The 14,353-nt window shown below is 62.0% G+C and carries 13 protein-coding genes; 10 read left to right on the top strand and 3 right to left on the bottom strand.

Annotated elements, in window-relative coordinates; translation table 11 throughout:
• Window positions 1-6: 6 nt before the first annotated feature.
• Window positions 7-843, bottom strand: a complete 837-nt coding sequence (locus HUS57_RS09305) for a universal stress protein (RefSeq protein WP_173933018.1) — start codon at window positions 841-843, stop codon at window positions 7-9.
• Between the two features lie 184 nt (window positions 844-1,027).
• Here HUS57_RS09305 and HUS57_RS09300 point away from each other — a divergent pair, with 184 nt between their 5' ends.
• Together HUS57_RS09300 and HUS57_RS09295 are read left to right on the top strand one after the other, a co-directional pair.
• Window positions 1,028-1,417 carry a hypothetical protein gene (locus HUS57_RS09300; protein WP_173933016.1) on the top strand — a complete coding sequence of 130 codons (390 nt, stop codon included), beginning with the start codon at window positions 1,028-1,030 and terminating at the stop codon, window positions 1,415-1,417.
• 99 nt (window positions 1,418-1,516) lie between these two features.
• Complete coding sequence (locus HUS57_RS09295; RefSeq protein ID WP_173933014.1) at window positions 1,517-2,695, top strand: AI-2E family transporter; 1,179 nt, start codon at window positions 1,517-1,519, stop codon at window positions 2,693-2,695.
• Here the strand turns inward: HUS57_RS09295 and HUS57_RS09290 are convergent.
• On the bottom strand, window positions 2,654-5,335 hold the full coding sequence (locus tag HUS57_RS09290; RefSeq protein ID WP_173933012.1) for a bifunctional acetate--CoA ligase family protein/GNAT family N-acetyltransferase: 2,682 nt from the start codon (window positions 5,333-5,335) through the stop codon (window positions 2,654-2,656). The two genes, HUS57_RS09295 and HUS57_RS09290, sit on opposite strands and share 42 nt — an antisense overlap.
• A 173-nt stretch (window positions 5,336-5,508) precedes the next feature.
• Here HUS57_RS09290 and HUS57_RS09285 point away from each other — a divergent pair, with 173 nt between their 5' ends.
• Window positions 5,509-6,093 (top strand): NAD(P)H-dependent oxidoreductase, encoded by a 585-nt coding sequence (locus HUS57_RS09285; RefSeq protein WP_173933010.1) that lies wholly within the window; start codon window positions 5,509-5,511, stop codon window positions 6,091-6,093.
• 77 nt (window positions 6,094-6,170) lie between these two features.
• Complete coding sequence (locus HUS57_RS09280) at window positions 6,171-8,279, top strand: DUF294 nucleotidyltransferase-like domain-containing protein (protein WP_173933008.1); 2,109 nt, start codon at window positions 6,171-6,173, stop codon at window positions 8,277-8,279.
• Window positions 8,280-8,284: 5 nt separating this feature from the next.
• Here HUS57_RS09280 and HUS57_RS09275 read toward each other — a convergent pair whose 3' ends face one another.
• Window positions 8,285-9,040 carry a glucose 1-dehydrogenase gene (locus HUS57_RS09275; RefSeq protein WP_173933001.1) on the bottom strand — a complete coding sequence of 252 codons (756 nt, stop codon included), beginning with the start codon at window positions 9,038-9,040 and terminating at the stop codon, window positions 8,285-8,287.
• A gap of 209 nt (window positions 9,041-9,249) precedes the next feature.
• Between HUS57_RS09275 and HUS57_RS09270 the strand changes: the two genes are divergently transcribed.
• The 6 genes from HUS57_RS09270 to HUS57_RS09245 all read left to right on the top strand — a co-directional run bounded on the left by HUS57_RS09270 (window position 9,250) and on the right by HUS57_RS09245 (window position 14,111).
• Window positions 9,250-10,623 carry a PAS domain S-box protein gene (locus HUS57_RS09270; RefSeq protein ID WP_173932999.1) on the top strand — a complete coding sequence of 458 codons (1,374 nt, stop codon included), beginning with the start codon at window positions 9,250-9,252 and terminating at the stop codon, window positions 10,621-10,623.
• Entirely contained in the window at window positions 10,613-11,230 is a 618-nt protein-coding gene (fixJ, locus tag HUS57_RS09265; protein WP_173932997.1) for a response regulator FixJ, read from the top strand. The genes HUS57_RS09270 and fixJ overlap by 11 nt, the downstream gene beginning before the upstream one ends.
• A gap of 102 nt (window positions 11,231-11,332) precedes the next feature.
• Window positions 11,333-11,695 carry a response regulator transcription factor gene (locus HUS57_RS09260; RefSeq protein WP_173932988.1) on the top strand — a complete coding sequence of 121 codons (363 nt, stop codon included), beginning with the start codon at window positions 11,333-11,335 and terminating at the stop codon, window positions 11,693-11,695.
• Window positions 11,696-11,773: 78 nt separating this feature from the next.
• Entirely contained in the window at window positions 11,774-12,448 is a 675-nt protein-coding gene (locus HUS57_RS09255) for a helix-turn-helix domain-containing protein (protein ID WP_173932986.1), read from the top strand.
• Between the two features lie 759 nt (window positions 12,449-13,207).
• A complete protein-coding gene (locus tag HUS57_RS09250; RefSeq protein ID WP_173932984.1) occupies window positions 13,208-13,564 on the top strand; it encodes a hypothetical protein in 357 nt (118 codons plus the stop codon).
• Entirely contained in the window at window positions 13,533-14,111 is a 579-nt protein-coding gene (locus HUS57_RS09245) for a hypothetical protein (protein WP_173932982.1), read from the top strand. Before HUS57_RS09250 ends, HUS57_RS09245 begins: the two co-directional genes overlap by 32 nt.
• The last annotated feature ends 242 nt before the right edge of the window (window positions 14,112-14,353 follow it).

Below are 14,353 nucleotides of genomic sequence, written 5' to 3'. Positions count from 1 at the left end.
GCAATTCTAGCGTGCCATGAAGACGGGCAGATCCGCTTCCTCGATCATGGAGCGCGTGACACCGCCGAAAATCCTCTGGCGCAGGCGCGAGTGACCGTAGGCGCCCATCACGACCATGTCTGCTGCCATATCTATCGCATGTCTGCGTAGCGTCTCCACGATGGGCTGACCGCCGCTCGGGAGCTGGTCGATGGTGACTTTTGCGCCATGGTGGGCGAGATAGGCCGCGAGGTCCGTTCCGGGCTCAATGTTCAGGCCGTCTTCGGTTGCCCGCGGATCGATCATCGTGAGATGGACATCGTCCGCACCAATCAGCAGTGGAAGGGCTTCACGTGCGGCACGGGTGGCCTCGGGTCCGCCATCCCATGCGAGCAGGACCTTTTTCGGCAGCAAGGTCGCGCCGGCGGCATTCGGGATGAGCAGAACGGGGATCTGGGACTCGTACAGGGAACCTTTCAGGACCATGGTTTTCAGATCCTCGTCGCTGTTGAGTTCCGGGCCGATCAGGGTGACATCGGCATATCGGCTCCGTCGGCCGACCATATCGTCGGTCCAGCCCCGCTCGACATATTCGCCGTCAACATCGGCCGAAAGCTTGCTCTGGGCGAGAATCGCCGTCACCTCCTTCACTCGTGCATGGAGCCGGTCGATCTCAGCCTGACGGTCTTGCAGCCAAGCTTCCGTCATCACCGCGGCGTATTCGCTGGTTGGTGGCGGGACGGCAATCGAAAGCACCAGGACTGCAAGGTGGGCGTCGATCTGTCGGGACAGATCAATCGCCAACCGCAAGTCGCCATCGGAATGCTCGACACTGATCACGCTCAGTACGGTTTTGAAGGTCATCACACGCTCCTTGGATGCTGAATTTCCACCTTGTCGCTTTCCTTACTGCGAATGAGCGGCGCGCCCTTTGCGCTGGATCAAGCAGCGCACGCGCCGGTGCTGCGGAGACGATTGACCCTGATCAAGGAGAAGGGTCTCGGAACGCGGAAGGATGCGGCTACGCCTTACCGATTGGAGAGACGCTATGACTGTCACGACCGCTCACCTGAGTGAAAAATTCCGCCATGTGAGGCTCGAGCTTGCGCGCGAAAAAGGCCACCCGCAGGGTGATCGTGCTTATGGCTACGATCTTGTCGTTCCACTCGATGTCGACGGCAACCTTGATGCAGAAGAGTGCGTGAAGCACCAGGCGAACTGCCGTGTGCGCCGCTTCCGTCCCGGCGAGAAGGATCTGGTGGGGCGCCTGCGCCGCAAGCCGGGCGGCCAGTGGTACCTCGACTACGGCGAGGGCGAGGATGACGACGAACTCGGTTTTCGCTTCAGCGACGAACGGTTCGTGACAGGCGAATATGTCTCGATCCTCAGCGACGGCGTGATGCACACTTACCAGGTGAAGCTGGTGGAAAAACTCTGAGGCTCGAATTCTAAACCTGCGGCAATGCACGACGGCGATAGTCCTCTCCGGAGACGGCCAGCACTGGCAATTCCGTCGGATTTCGGGGGTGAGAGCGATATGCGTCAGCAAAATACCAAAGCGAAAAAGAACGGAACGCCGACGGCTGTGACCGTAATCGAGCGTATGGATTCGAGCGCGGCCAGGATGCTGGTCCTAGTGGCCGCCGCCGTCCTGGGCGTCTACCTCTCCTATTGGCTGGCGCTACCATTCCTCCCGGCACTTGTCTGGGCTGTCGTGCTCGGCGTCCTCATCGCGCCGGTCCAGCCGAAACTCGAAATGCACCTTGGCGCAAACGTCGCCGCATTCGTCTCGGCGTCGGTGGCTGCCTTGATTGTGATACTGCTTCTGCTCTTCATCGTGCAGCAGCTTGTCAGGGAGGCTGCCGATGGCGCCATGAACATCGAAAGCGCGCTGCGGTCGTCCGACTGGCAGAGCATCATCAATGGTGTTCCGATATTCTCTACGCTCGCCGCGTGGCTCGGCGAGCGCCTCGACCTCGCCGGAATGATGGGGCGGATTGCCCAGTGGCTCACCGCACAGAGTGCAACGCTGCTGCGCGGATCCATCAATCAGGCGATCACGCTTCTGCTCGTCTTCTACATGCTCTTCTATTTCCTGCGCGATCGGAAGCTTGCCGTACGCGCCCTGGGGGAATTCTCGCCGCTGAACGGTGATGAGACGGCACATATTGTTGCCCGTTTTGTGGATACCGTGCACGCCACGATGTTCGGGACCCTTATGGTCGCCGCCGTTCAGGGCACTCTGGGCGGTCTGATGTTCTGGTTGCTTGGCCTGCCGGCTCCCGCGTTCTGGGGGCTGGTCATGGGTCTCCTCGCGATCGTGCCCGTGCTGGGTGCGTTCGTGATCTGGGTCCCCGCAGCCATCTTTCTTGCCGTGGAAGGCGAGTGGGTTCGTGCTCTAGTTCTGGTTATATGGGGCGGCGTGATAATCGCCACGATCGATAATCTGCTCTACCCGATATTTGTCGGCAATCGGCTGAAGCTGCACACTGTTCTGGCTTTCATTGGCGCTGTGGGCGGCATCATCCTGTTCGGCGCTTCCGGGCTTGTTCTCGGGCCGGCGACGATCTCCATTACGTTGGCTCTGATCGCGGTCCTGAAGGGCCGCTTCCAGCGTGAGCCTTTGTCGACGACAGTCGGGTCGGAGGTGCCTGATCCAAGCGCCGCAACGCGGCTACCGCAGCTTGAGCTTGGCGATCGTGACGCCGGGCTCTGAAGGGTGGGGCGCCAGCTTGAAGCCGAACTCCCTACCCATCGCGAGCATTTTCGTGTTCTCACTGAGGATTAAGCCTTCGATGACGCTCAGGCCGTCTGCCCGCGCATAGTCGATGAGGTGCTTGAGGAGGGCCCAACCCAGGCCTCGGCCCTGCAGGTCAGTGCGGACGAGAAGGCCGTACTCGGCTGTTTCCTTGTTCGGATCGGAAGACAGGCGCACGATGCCGGCAAGTTCGCCGGTGTCCTTTCGCAGAGCGACGAAGGCGATTTCCCGCTCGTAGTCGAGCTGGGTGAGCCGCAGAAGCATCTCGTCGGGAAAATGCCGGCGCGGCGCGAGGAAGCGGAACCTGATGTCCTCCGGTGACACCTTCGCGAGGAAGGCGGGATAAAGCGAGACGTCCGCCGGCTTGATTGGGCGCAGGCAATATTCCTCCCCCTTCAGGACGACGTCCTTTTCCCAGGCAGCGGGGTAGGGCCGGATGGCGAGCGCCGGGTTGGGGCCGGCGTGTTCCACATCGCTCGGTTCAATTTCGATGCGCGCATCGAGCGCGATGACGCCTTCGCCGTCGGCAAGCAGCGGGTTGATGTCCATCGAGACGATGCAGGGGAAATCGACGATCAGTTGCGACAAGGCATTCAGCGCCCGGACGATGGCCTGGCGATCGGCAGGGGGTCGGTCGCGATAGCCGGCGAGCAGCCGGCCGATGCGCGTGCGGTCGATCAGGTCGCCGGAAAGCACATTGTCGAGCGGGGGGAGGGCTATCGCGGTATCGTCGAGGATCTCCACGGCCGTGCCGCCCGCGCCGAACAGCACAGTCGGGCCGAAAATGGGGTCGCGGCCGACACCGAGGATAACCTCTTGCGCTCCCTTCCTGGTGACCATCGGTTGCACGACGAAGCCATCGATCTTTCCGGCCTCACCAGTTTTCCGCAAGCGCTCTTCAATGCCATGGACCGCCTCGACCGCGGCTTCGGGCGTGGCGATGCCGAGCACCACGCCGCCAACATCCGATTTGTGGCTGATCTCCTTGGAGAGCAGCTTGACGACGATCTTCTCAGATTGCTTGAGCAGGCGCTTCGCCGCTTTTCCCGCATCGTTGCCCGTGCGAACCACGATCGTTTCCGGGACCGAGATCCCGTAGGCCTCGATCGCTGCCTTGGCTTCTGGCTCGGTGAGCATGCGCCGGCCCTCGGAGGCCGCCTTCCGAAAGATGTCGAGGACGGCTTGGCGGTCGCCGCGCACGTCTTCGCCGCGGCCCGAGGGAACACGCATCAAGGCTTTCTGCGCCCACGACCAGTCGCTGAGGTATGAGACTGCGGCGGCCGCCGCCGCGGGGGTCTCGAAGCTTGCGATCCCCGCTTCCTGCAGAACGCGGCGGCCTTCCCGCGCGGTCTTCTCGCCCAGCCAGCAGGTGAGCACCGGCTTGCCGTTGATCATTCCTTCTTTCGCAAGGCGTGCGACTGCCTGCGCCGCCTCGGCGGGGGAGGCGAGCCCCGTGGGACAGTTCATCACCAGCAGCGCGTCGGTTCCCGAATCCTCCGCGACCGCCGCCACACTGGCGCCGTACCGCTCGGCGGGTGCGTCGCCGATGATGTCGACGGGATTGGCGCGCGACCAGTTCGTAGGCAGGACCCTGTCCAGCTTGCCGATGGTCTCCTGCGAAAGCGCGGCGAGCTCGGCACCCAGGTCCGCCAACCTGTCGACGGCGAGAACGCCGGCGCCGCCGCCATTGGTGACGATGCCCACCCGCGACCCTTCGAGCTTGGGGAAGCGGGCGACCGTCTCCGCTGCATCGAAGAGCTCCTGCAGGCCGCGCACCCGTAGGATGCCGGCGCGACCGAGCGCTGCTTCGACAACCTTGTCGGAGCCGGAAAGGGCGCCGGTGTGGGTGGTTGCAGCCTTTGCTGCGGCGGCATGCCTGCCCGTCTTGACGGCGATGACCGGCTTGAGGCGCGCGGCGGCACGGGCCGCCGACATGAACTTTCGCGGGTTCGGAATGCTTTCGAGGTAGAGCAGGATGGCGCGCGTCCGCGCGTCGCCCGCCAGCAGGTCGAGATAGTCGCCGACGTCAACATCGGCCATATCACCCAGCGAGACGACATGCGAGAAGCCGATCCCTTCGTCCGCCGCCCAGTCGATCAGCGAAGTGGCGATCGCTCCGGATTGCGACAGGAGGGCCAGGCCGCCTGGTTGCGGGTTCATATGGGCAAAGCTTGCATTGAGCTTCGCGGGCGGGACGATCAGGCCCACCGTATTGGGACCGATGACGCGGAAGAGGTATGGCTTCGCCGCGTCGAGCATGGCCTGGCGCAGCCCGTTCTCGCGCGTAAGTCCGGCGCTGATCACCACTGCCGTGCGCGTCCCCTTCTTTCCCAGTGCGCCAATGATGCCCGGGACCGTCCTGGCCGGGGTGGCGATCACTGCCAAGAGGGGTGCTGCCGGCAGTTCACTTGCAGTTGCATAGCAGCGCCGGCCGTCGATCTCCCGGTATTTCGGATTGACCGGCCAGACATCGCCCTTAAAGCCACCCGCGAGGATATTTTCAAGGACGATCCGGCCAACGGAGCCCTGCCGGACAGACGCGCCGAAGACGGCCACCGACTTCGGATCGACCGCATGTTCGAGATTGCGGATGGTCATGGGAAGTCCGCCTCTTGTTAACCGCCCAGTTCTAGCGGCACTGCGGCACGGTGATCTTGCGCACGATCAAGGAAAGAGGAGCTCCAGCCGATTTGTTCCCAGTCTTTGATGCCAGTCAAAGGGGTGGCCGGGCAAGGAGCGTATCGTTTCGATATTCAAAACCAGGAAGCATCATGACCAACCGTATCGTCATCATTCAGGGCCACCCCGATCCGGATCCGGGCCGCTACTGCCGCGCCTTGGCGGATGCCTATGCCGAGGGTGCGGAAGCTGCAGGCCACCAGGTGACCAGGATCGACCTTGCAAAGATCGATTTTCCGCTGCTTCGCACGCAGGAGGACTTCCTGCACGGGTCGGTCCCGCAGGAGCTCGAGCTCGCCAAGGAAGCGATCCTCAGGGCCGAGCACCTGGTCTTCGTCTTTCCGCTGTGGCTGGGAACGATGCCGGCCTTGCTCAAGGGCTTCCTCGAACAGATAATGCGGCCGGGTGTCGCCTTCGCCTACGGGAAGAGAGGCTTTCCGGAAACCCTCCTCAAGGGCCGCTCGGCCCGCATCATCGTCACCATGGGCATGCCGGCCTTCTTCTATCGCTGGTGGTTTTTGGGCCACGGGCTGCGCGGGATGCGGCGCAACATCCTCAAATTCGTGGGGCTCGGCCCGGTGAAGGAAACCCTGTTCGGCATGATCGAGGCCGCCGGCGATCAAAAGCGGCGCAAATGGCTCGATCAGATGCGCCGGCTCGGTGAACGGGCAGCCTGAACCCCATAGCGGTAGCGTTCTTCGTGGCTCGAAGCACCGGTGCACGGTATAAGCTATCTGAGATGGGAGGGGCGTTCGTGCAGCCTGACGTCGGAGCGATTCCGCTGATTGCGCTCAATGCGGTGGCTTTCGACACCGAGACCACCGGCCTCGACACGCGCACGGCGCGCATCGTCCAGGTCGGGGGCGTGGCGATCGCGCGCGGGGCGGTGTGGCCGGACCAATCCTTCGAAAGCCTTGTCAATCCGGGGGTGCCGGTCCCGCCTGAATCGACACACATCCACGGCATTACCAACGCGATGGTGCGAAAGGCGCCGGCCTTCGCTTCCGCCTGGCGCAGCTTCGAGACGTTTTGCGGCGGACGCCCGTTGATCGGCTATGCCCTCGGCTTCGATCTCGCAATCATAGATAGGGAAGCGGCGCGTGCTGGAATCCAGTGGAAGCGGCCGCGGACGTTGTGCGTACGAACGCTGAGCCGCATCGTCAATCGCGATCTGCGCGACCACTCGCTCGAGGCGCTTGCCGCCTGGCTCGGGTTCGAAGTCACAGGCCGCCATCAGGCGCTCGGCGACGCCGTGGCCGCAGCGAAAGTGTTCACGGGACTCCTGCCGAGGCTGCAGGCCATGGGCATTCGCACCTTTGCCGAGGCGGAGCGGGCCTCCCTCCAGCTTGCACGGGAGCAGGACGAGCAGGCAAAGGCCGGATGGGCGGATCCCTTCCTGCGGCCGGTCCCGCAACCCTTTGCCGCGGTCGACCCCTTCGCCTACCAGCATCGCGTCGGCGATCTCATGGCTACGCCTCCTATCGTCGTCCGCCATGAAACATCGCTCCGCTCGGCGATCGGGCTGATGGCAGAGAGGCGGGTGGGCTCCGTCTTGGTCTCTGACGCGGGGGTGGTGGGACATCCCACAGGCGAATACGGCATCCTCACGGAGCGCGACGTGCTTGGCTTGCTGGCGGCCGACGGCGGGAACGTTTTCGAGCGACTCACCGGCGAGCTTGCAAGCAGGCCGCTCATCAGCATCCGCGCCCAGGCCTTCGCCTATCGCGCGATCGGCCGGATGAACAGGCTCGGGATTCGCCATCTCGGCGTGCATGACGATGATGGTGGTCTCGTCGGCGTGATATCCGCGCGCGATCTCCTGCGCCTGCGGGCAAGCGCGGCGATCCAGCTCGACGACGCGATCGACGCCGCAAGGTCCGATGCCGACATGGCCGCCGCCTGGGCCTCTCTTCCCTCCGTTGCGTCGGCACTGGTGGCAGAGAAGATCGAAGCGCGGACCGTTGCCGAGATCGTCAGCGAGGAACTGCGCGCCATGACGCGTCGGGCGGCGATCCTTGCGGAAGAGGAAATGAAGATTGTCGGTCTGGGCGACCCACCCTCACGCTATGCCGTACTTGTTCTTGGTTCCGCCGGGCGTGGCGAGAGCCTGCTTGCCGCCGACCAGGACAATGCCATCGTTTTCGAGCGGGGCGCGCCGGGCGGGCCGGAGGATCGGTGGTTCGGCGCTCTTGGTGGGCGGATCGCTGCCATTCTCGATACGGCCGGGATCGCCTATTGCAAGGGCGGCGTGATGGCGAAAAACGCGGAATGGCGCGGTTCGCTGGATCTCTGGAGGGAGCGCATCAGCCAGTGGGTGCGCCGCTCGCGCCCTCAGGATCTGCTCAACATCGACATCTTCTTCGATCTTGCCCCCGTGCACGGCGAAAGAGCGCTTGGCGAGACCCTATTCGAGGACGCCTACGCATATGGACATGCTGATGCCACGTTTCCGCTGGTACTCGGCGAACGGCTTGCCAGCCTGCACACAGCCTTCACACTGTTCGGCGGATTGCGGACCGAGGAAAGCCGGATCGATCTCAAGCGCTACGCCCTTTTCCCTCTTGTGTCTGCCGCGCGAGCGTTGTCGATCCGCCACAATATCCGCGCGCGCTCCACGCGGGAGCGCCTCGAAGGTCTCCTGGAGCGGCAGATCGGCAGCGAGTCGGCGATCCGTCGTGTGCTCGCCGCACACGATCTTGTGCTCTCGCTGATGCTTGCGCAGCAGGGCCGCGACCGGCACCAGGGGGTGCCGCTTTCCAATCGTGTCGAGGTCGCCACCCTTCCGCGCGATCGCAGGGGGGCACTGCGGACAGCACTGCGGGACCTTCAGATCGTGCCTGAGCTCATGCGCGATCTGATGTGAGCCGGTTACCGGGTGGTATAGCCGCCATCGACGAGATGATAACTGCCGGTGATGAAGCTCGCGCGTCCGGAAAGCAAGAAACAGGTGAGCGCCGAGACCTCCTCAGGCGTGCCGAGCCGGCCGATGGGATGAAGTCCCGCGAGCTGGCCGAGGACTTGGTCGTCGAGGTTTTTCGACAGAAGCGGCGTGTCGATGAAAGCTGGCCCGACCGCATTGATCCGCACGCCTTGTGCCGCATACTCCATCGCCGCCGTTTTTGTCAGTCCCAGCAGCGCGTGTTTCGCCGAGACATAGGCGCAGGCATTCGCAAATCCCACTGAACCGAGGATGGATGCCATGTTCACGATGGCGCCGCCGCCGGATTTCAGCATCGCTGCGATCTCATATTTCATGCCATAGAAGACGCCATTCAGATTGACATCGATCACCTTGCGCCAGCCGTCGAGTGGATAGTCGGCGGTCGGTTCGCTTGGGCCGCCGATCCCGGCATTATTGACCGCCAGATGAAGGTCACCGCACGTGCGAACGGCAAAATCCACCATGCGCTCGACCGCCTCGGCGTCGGCTACATCCACGGCAAAGGCGTGCGCTCGGCCTCCACTCGTTCGGATTCCTTCCACGATCCTGTTCGCAGACTCCTGCTCCAGGTCGGCGACGACCAGCTCGGCGCCTCCTGTGGCCAACTCGCGAGCGATTGCGGCCCCTATCCCCGAGCCGGCTCCTGTGACGAGCGCGACCTTGTCCTTGAATTCACCAGTCATCCCGAGCTCCTGTGTTAGCGATCCAATTTGGTTGAACAGGCTTACGGGTCTTTGACCTTCATCAAAGTGAGCGGGCTATTTGCGATCGTCGAGTTTGCAGGACATATCTTGCCGCATTGCGGAATGGTGGCGATTTTCCCGACGCCGCCCTATGGTAGTGTTCGGTTGTCGAAACGCTTTCATTGGGGCGGCAAGTGCTCTTCCGGGGAATGGATCAGACGTGGTTGTCGCTGCTGGTGCCGATGGCCGTTCTGGGCGCAGCCATCTGGGGAGGGAGGCGCGCGGGCTTCCTGGTCTTGGCCGTCGGCGCCGCCTTTCTCGCGGCAGGCGCAGCTGGGGTGATGGCGGATTTCGGCGCCGTGCCGGCGCTTTTGTCGTTTTTGTTCTCCGCCGCGTTGGTCTTCGTCGGCTCCGGCTACCGTGACGCCAGGAAAATCGCTCGTGGCGCGCAGGAACAGCTCGATGCGCGTGAAGCCCATCTTCGCTCCATTCTGGATACGGTGCCGGACGCGACGGTGGTCATTGATGTGCAGGGCACGATGATCTCTTTCAACCGCGCTGCCGTTCGCCAGTTCGGCTATTCGGAAGCCGAAGCGGTAGGGCAGAACGTCAAGATCCTGATGCCGGAGCCTTACCAGGGCGAACATGACGGCTACATCCACCGCTATCTGACAACCGGCGAGCGGCGGATCATCGGGATCGACCGTGTCGTCGTCGGGCGGCGGAAGGACGGCTCGACCTTCCCCATGAAGCTTGCGGTGGGTGAGATGAAGAGCGGTGGCCAGGTGTTCTTCACTGGCTTCATCCGCGACCTGACGGAAAGGGCCGAGTCGGAGGCGAGACTGGAGGAGATCCAGGCCGAACTCGCGCGCCTGGCGCGTCTGAACGAACTGGGAGAAAGAGCCTCGACCCTCGCACACGAGCTCAACCAGCCGCTTTCGGCCATCGCAAACTATGTGCAGGGGTGTAGCCGGCTTCTAAAGAACATGGATGATGCGCTGGCCTCACGTATGCGCGAGGCGCTGGATGAGACCGCTCGCCAGACGCTGCGCGCCGGGCAGATCATTCGCCACCTACGCGAGTTCGTCACCAGGGGCGAGACCGAAAAGCAGCCGGAAGACCTCCATAAGCTCGTCGAGGAGGCCGGCGCTCTCGCCCTCGTCGGCTCGCGCGAGTTGGGTGTGCGGACGGTGTTCGACTTCAAGGCCGGCCCGAAGGTGGTTCTGGTTGACCGTGTCCAGATACAGCAAGTGCTGATCAACCTTATGCGCAACGCCATGGAAGCCATGAAGGAGAGCGAAGCCCGCGAGTTGGTGGTACGAATCATGCAGGGCGAAGGCGATGAAGCGGTGGTGGAAGTTTCCGACACGGGCTCAGGCGTGCCGGACGACGTGGTGGCACAGCTATTCCAGCCCTTCGTCACCACTAAGCCCGGCGGGATGGGAATAGGGCTCTCCATATCGAAGCGGATCATCGAGGCCCACGGGGGCGAACTGATCATGCAGCGGAACGAGAAGGGTGGCGCGACCTTCCGCTTCACCCTGCCGGCCGGAAAAGAGCAGGAGCCGGAAAATGAGCGGTGATGTCGTAATCCATATCGTTGACGACGAGGAGCCTGTCAGGAAATCGCTGGCATTCCTCCTCACCATATCGGGGCACGCGGTGCGCGTGCACGACTCGGCAAGCTCCTTCCTCTCCGTTGCCGGGGAACTGGAGAACGCCTGCCTTGTCACCGATCTGCGCATGCCGGATATGAGCGGCGTCGACCTGCTCAGGCGGCTGCACGATGAGGATGCGATGCTGCCCGCCATCGTGATCACGGGGCATGGGGACGTTCCGATGGCAGTAGAGGCGATGAAGGCGGGCGCGCTCGATTTCATCGAGAAGCCATTCGAGGACGAGGTCCTGCTCGAAGCAGTGGCACGCGCCATCGCCGAGCTCAAAAGGAAGCCGCGGGAGCAGGACGACATTTCGGCCATACGCCAGCGGCTCGGCCAGCTCAGCGAACGGGAGAGACAGGTCATGGCCGGAATCGTCGCGGGGCTACCCAACAAAACCATCGCCTACGACCTCAATATCAGCCCGCGAACGGTGGAGGTCCACCGCTCGAATGTCATGGCAAAGATGACCGCCAAGAACCTGCCCGAGCTCGTCCGGATGGTCTTGGCGGCGGGCGACGAGAGCTGCTGAGACGCGCTTGGTGGCTTGATCCAGCGCAAGGCGGTCTGGTCTCCTGTCAGTGCAGTGTAGCCGATGGCCTGAGAGGCCGATTTCTGAAAAAGCAGATCAAAATTGCCCACCAATGCGAAAATCCTCGTTGTCGCGCCGGACCCAGCCTTCCGGCGTTCGCTGGCTTTCGTCCTGGAGGCGGAGGGCTGTGGTGTGGAAATCGTGGAGCGGTTACCCGACCTCGATACATTGTCGGACCGCTATGACTGTCTGGTGATTGACCACCGGTCGATACCGGCAGGAGTGCGCAGTGGGAAACTCTTGGAGGGCGTGCGCACACCCGTTGTGGTTCTAGCCAGCCACGCGCAGGACTTTGTCGCCAGAGGCTTCGAGCGGGTGGTATTGAAACCGCTCCTCGGCCACAAGCTGGTCGAAGCTGTGCGCGATGCCCTGAGGCGGGAGCCGCGGCCCGCCATGCCTACGTAGTTTCCCTTAGGATATAACCGAATTTCTTCGATCGGTGTTCCGGGGCACTGATGGTCCGACAAGATCGGAGATATCGAGATGCTCTCTCACAACGCCATACAAGCTCCCTCAACTAGAATTCATCCAGACGTTCCCGTCACTCGCCACACCGCGACACAACTGGTACCACCTGCCTTTGCGCCCTCGCAGCCGCATCAGGTGATCCTCTACGCGTCCAACGCGGAAATCTATGGTCAGGGCGAGCGAGCCACCGCTCTCTACCAGGTGGAGTTCGGGGCGGTTCGCGTCTACCGCCTACTTTCCGATGGTCGCCGGCAGATCAGTGCCTTCCATGTGGCAGGCGAGGTCTTCGGCTTCGAGGCAGACGGCCACCATCATTTCTTTGCCGAGGCGATCTGCAATTCCGCGATCCGCATTTTTCGCCAACCGCTCGGTGCCGACATCGCGCGCGGCATCCTTCCGATCGCGCTGAAGGCATTGATCCGCGCGCAGGAGCACCTGCTCGTCATCGGGCGTCAGAATGCCGCCGAGCGCGTCGCAGCCTTCCTGCTTGATCAACTTGAACGTCAGGGCGGCCTTCCGCAGGTCGAACTCGCCATGTCGCGCACCGATATCGGCGACTATCTGGGCTTGACGATTGAGACGGTCTCGCGCGTTTTCTCGAAGTTCCGTGAAAAGGGCTATATCCGGCTCCAAGGCGTGCGTACTGTGGAACTTATTAAGCCAGAGGCGCTGCGTGCTCTTTGTGTCTGAGTTCCTGCCGAGCGCGGAGTCGAGATTGGTTCTGCAGGAAGATATGCAAGCAAAAAAACGCCGGGTACCGCGTGGTTGACGCAGCGATGGGTGCGTCGACGAATAAGTTCGTCGCAAGGGAGACTATCGGCGGCAACGCCTATTCCAGCAGGCATTTCGTGGTGACTGTTTCGACGCGAAACTCTCCGAATCGAGATCAAAGGGCCACTCTCTGGTCTGGACGCGTCTCGCCCCTTCGATGGCCCTGCTGGCATGTCCGGTTGAGCGCGACCTCCGCGAGGTCATGAGAATTGCCTGACGTCAGAGACCTATCATGCTTGCGCTGCAAAGAGCCCGTTATCGGGGTTGGCCGATAGTCGCCGAGATGTCTCGAGGACCGTTGATAAATAAGAGGAAATTTCTTTCTTCATGCCTGCAACCATCATTGCTTGCTCTGGATGCAAGTAATGATGAAATCCTGCCCCCGCAACCAAAAATCCCTCGATAATTCATGAACTTAAGAAGCCTGGCCCGAGCCGGGCTTTGCTGCATTCAGGCGTCAATAGCCACCGAATAGCCACCAACGCGGGCAATCGCCCCTATTGTTGATAACCTTGCGCCGGCTATCATCGCGGCGCGGCTCTCCGGCCGCGTCCGCTTCCGGTTATCCACAGCCGCGATGCCGAACATCAGTGAGCGTCGCTTGTCCGGCTGCCAATGCTCCGCATGTCTTCATCCCGGGGCAAGGGGAGGCGGCGGATGAACGCGATTGAGTAGAACTTGGCAAGATGGAAGGCTTCGCTCGTATCAAGCATCCCGGTCTGCGGACTGGTGGCGCGCAATCCGGACGCATACAAATGGAAGGGGCTGTTTCGTGTATGGGTGGTGCGCAAGGCGGCGCTTTGGCGGATGCACGATCTGATGGCTCAGTCCTATTCGCCGCAACAGATGGGAGATGGGCTTGGCGCGCGTATCCTCTTGCGAAGCGGCCTAAAGACCCTTGGCGTCCTGATTTACCTCAACCTGATCATTAAAGAGATCATCGACCGCAAGCTCAATTTTCACGTCTTCAGCGAAAGAACGGTCAGACTGCTCGGCTCGCACAATGATCCCGATTGGCCGCGATGGCATGGATAAGAAGCCACTAACGAGCGCCAATTTGCGTCACGCAAGCAAGCGGGCCACGCCCAACGCTGCACCGCCCGAAGATAGCGGAAAATATGCTTACGGAAGACATATTTCCGAGTTCGATATCGCCATCGAAAAGCACAAATCGTTCGCGGAGAAGAGGAACATCTTTCATTACCTTGAGGGGAATGGGCGCTCACTGAATTGGAACTGCTGCGCATCTTCCTACGCCTCAATGCGTTACGCTGCTCGAAAGAAGGCAATGCGAATTCACAACGTCGTATGGAACACGATTGTTCACGCAGCGGTCGTCCGAATGTGTGCCGATGAAATTGACGGCGCGGGGATCGGAAGTCCGAGCTATGATGAATTAGAGGCGGAGGCATACAGCAATCGCAGGCAAGGGGCATACGAATTTGAGCCGATTGTGACGACCTTGGCAGTGATGTTCGGAACGGGCGCAAGCGAGATCAAACCGCTGAGTGCGATCATAGGGATGAATGCCACCGCAGCTCATGAGAAGATTTTGCCAGAACTACTAGCAGACCTCAGTTGACATCGACAATGCCGGTAATGACATCGTAAATCGCGGTCAGCACGCCGTTCAGGATGCGATGAGCGGAACGGCGTGGGCGATGCCGCCGAAGGCGGTAGCAACTTCTCTAGCCCGTCATCTTCGCCCGTACATTCGGGAAAGGGCGGTAGCGCCGCCCCGCGTTCTTCGAAAGGGATTCGGTGTCTTCAACATCACCAGCCTGCCATGATGCCCTCGCGGCGGGATTGCAGAACCTTCCGCAC

Source organism: Chelativorans sp. Marseille-P2723, assembly GCF_902809845.1.
GTDB lineage: Bacteria > Pseudomonadota > Alphaproteobacteria > Rhizobiales > Rhizobiaceae > Chelativorans.
Note: the sequence above shows the minus strand (reverse complement) of the source record. Positions and strands in the feature narration are given on the sequence as shown.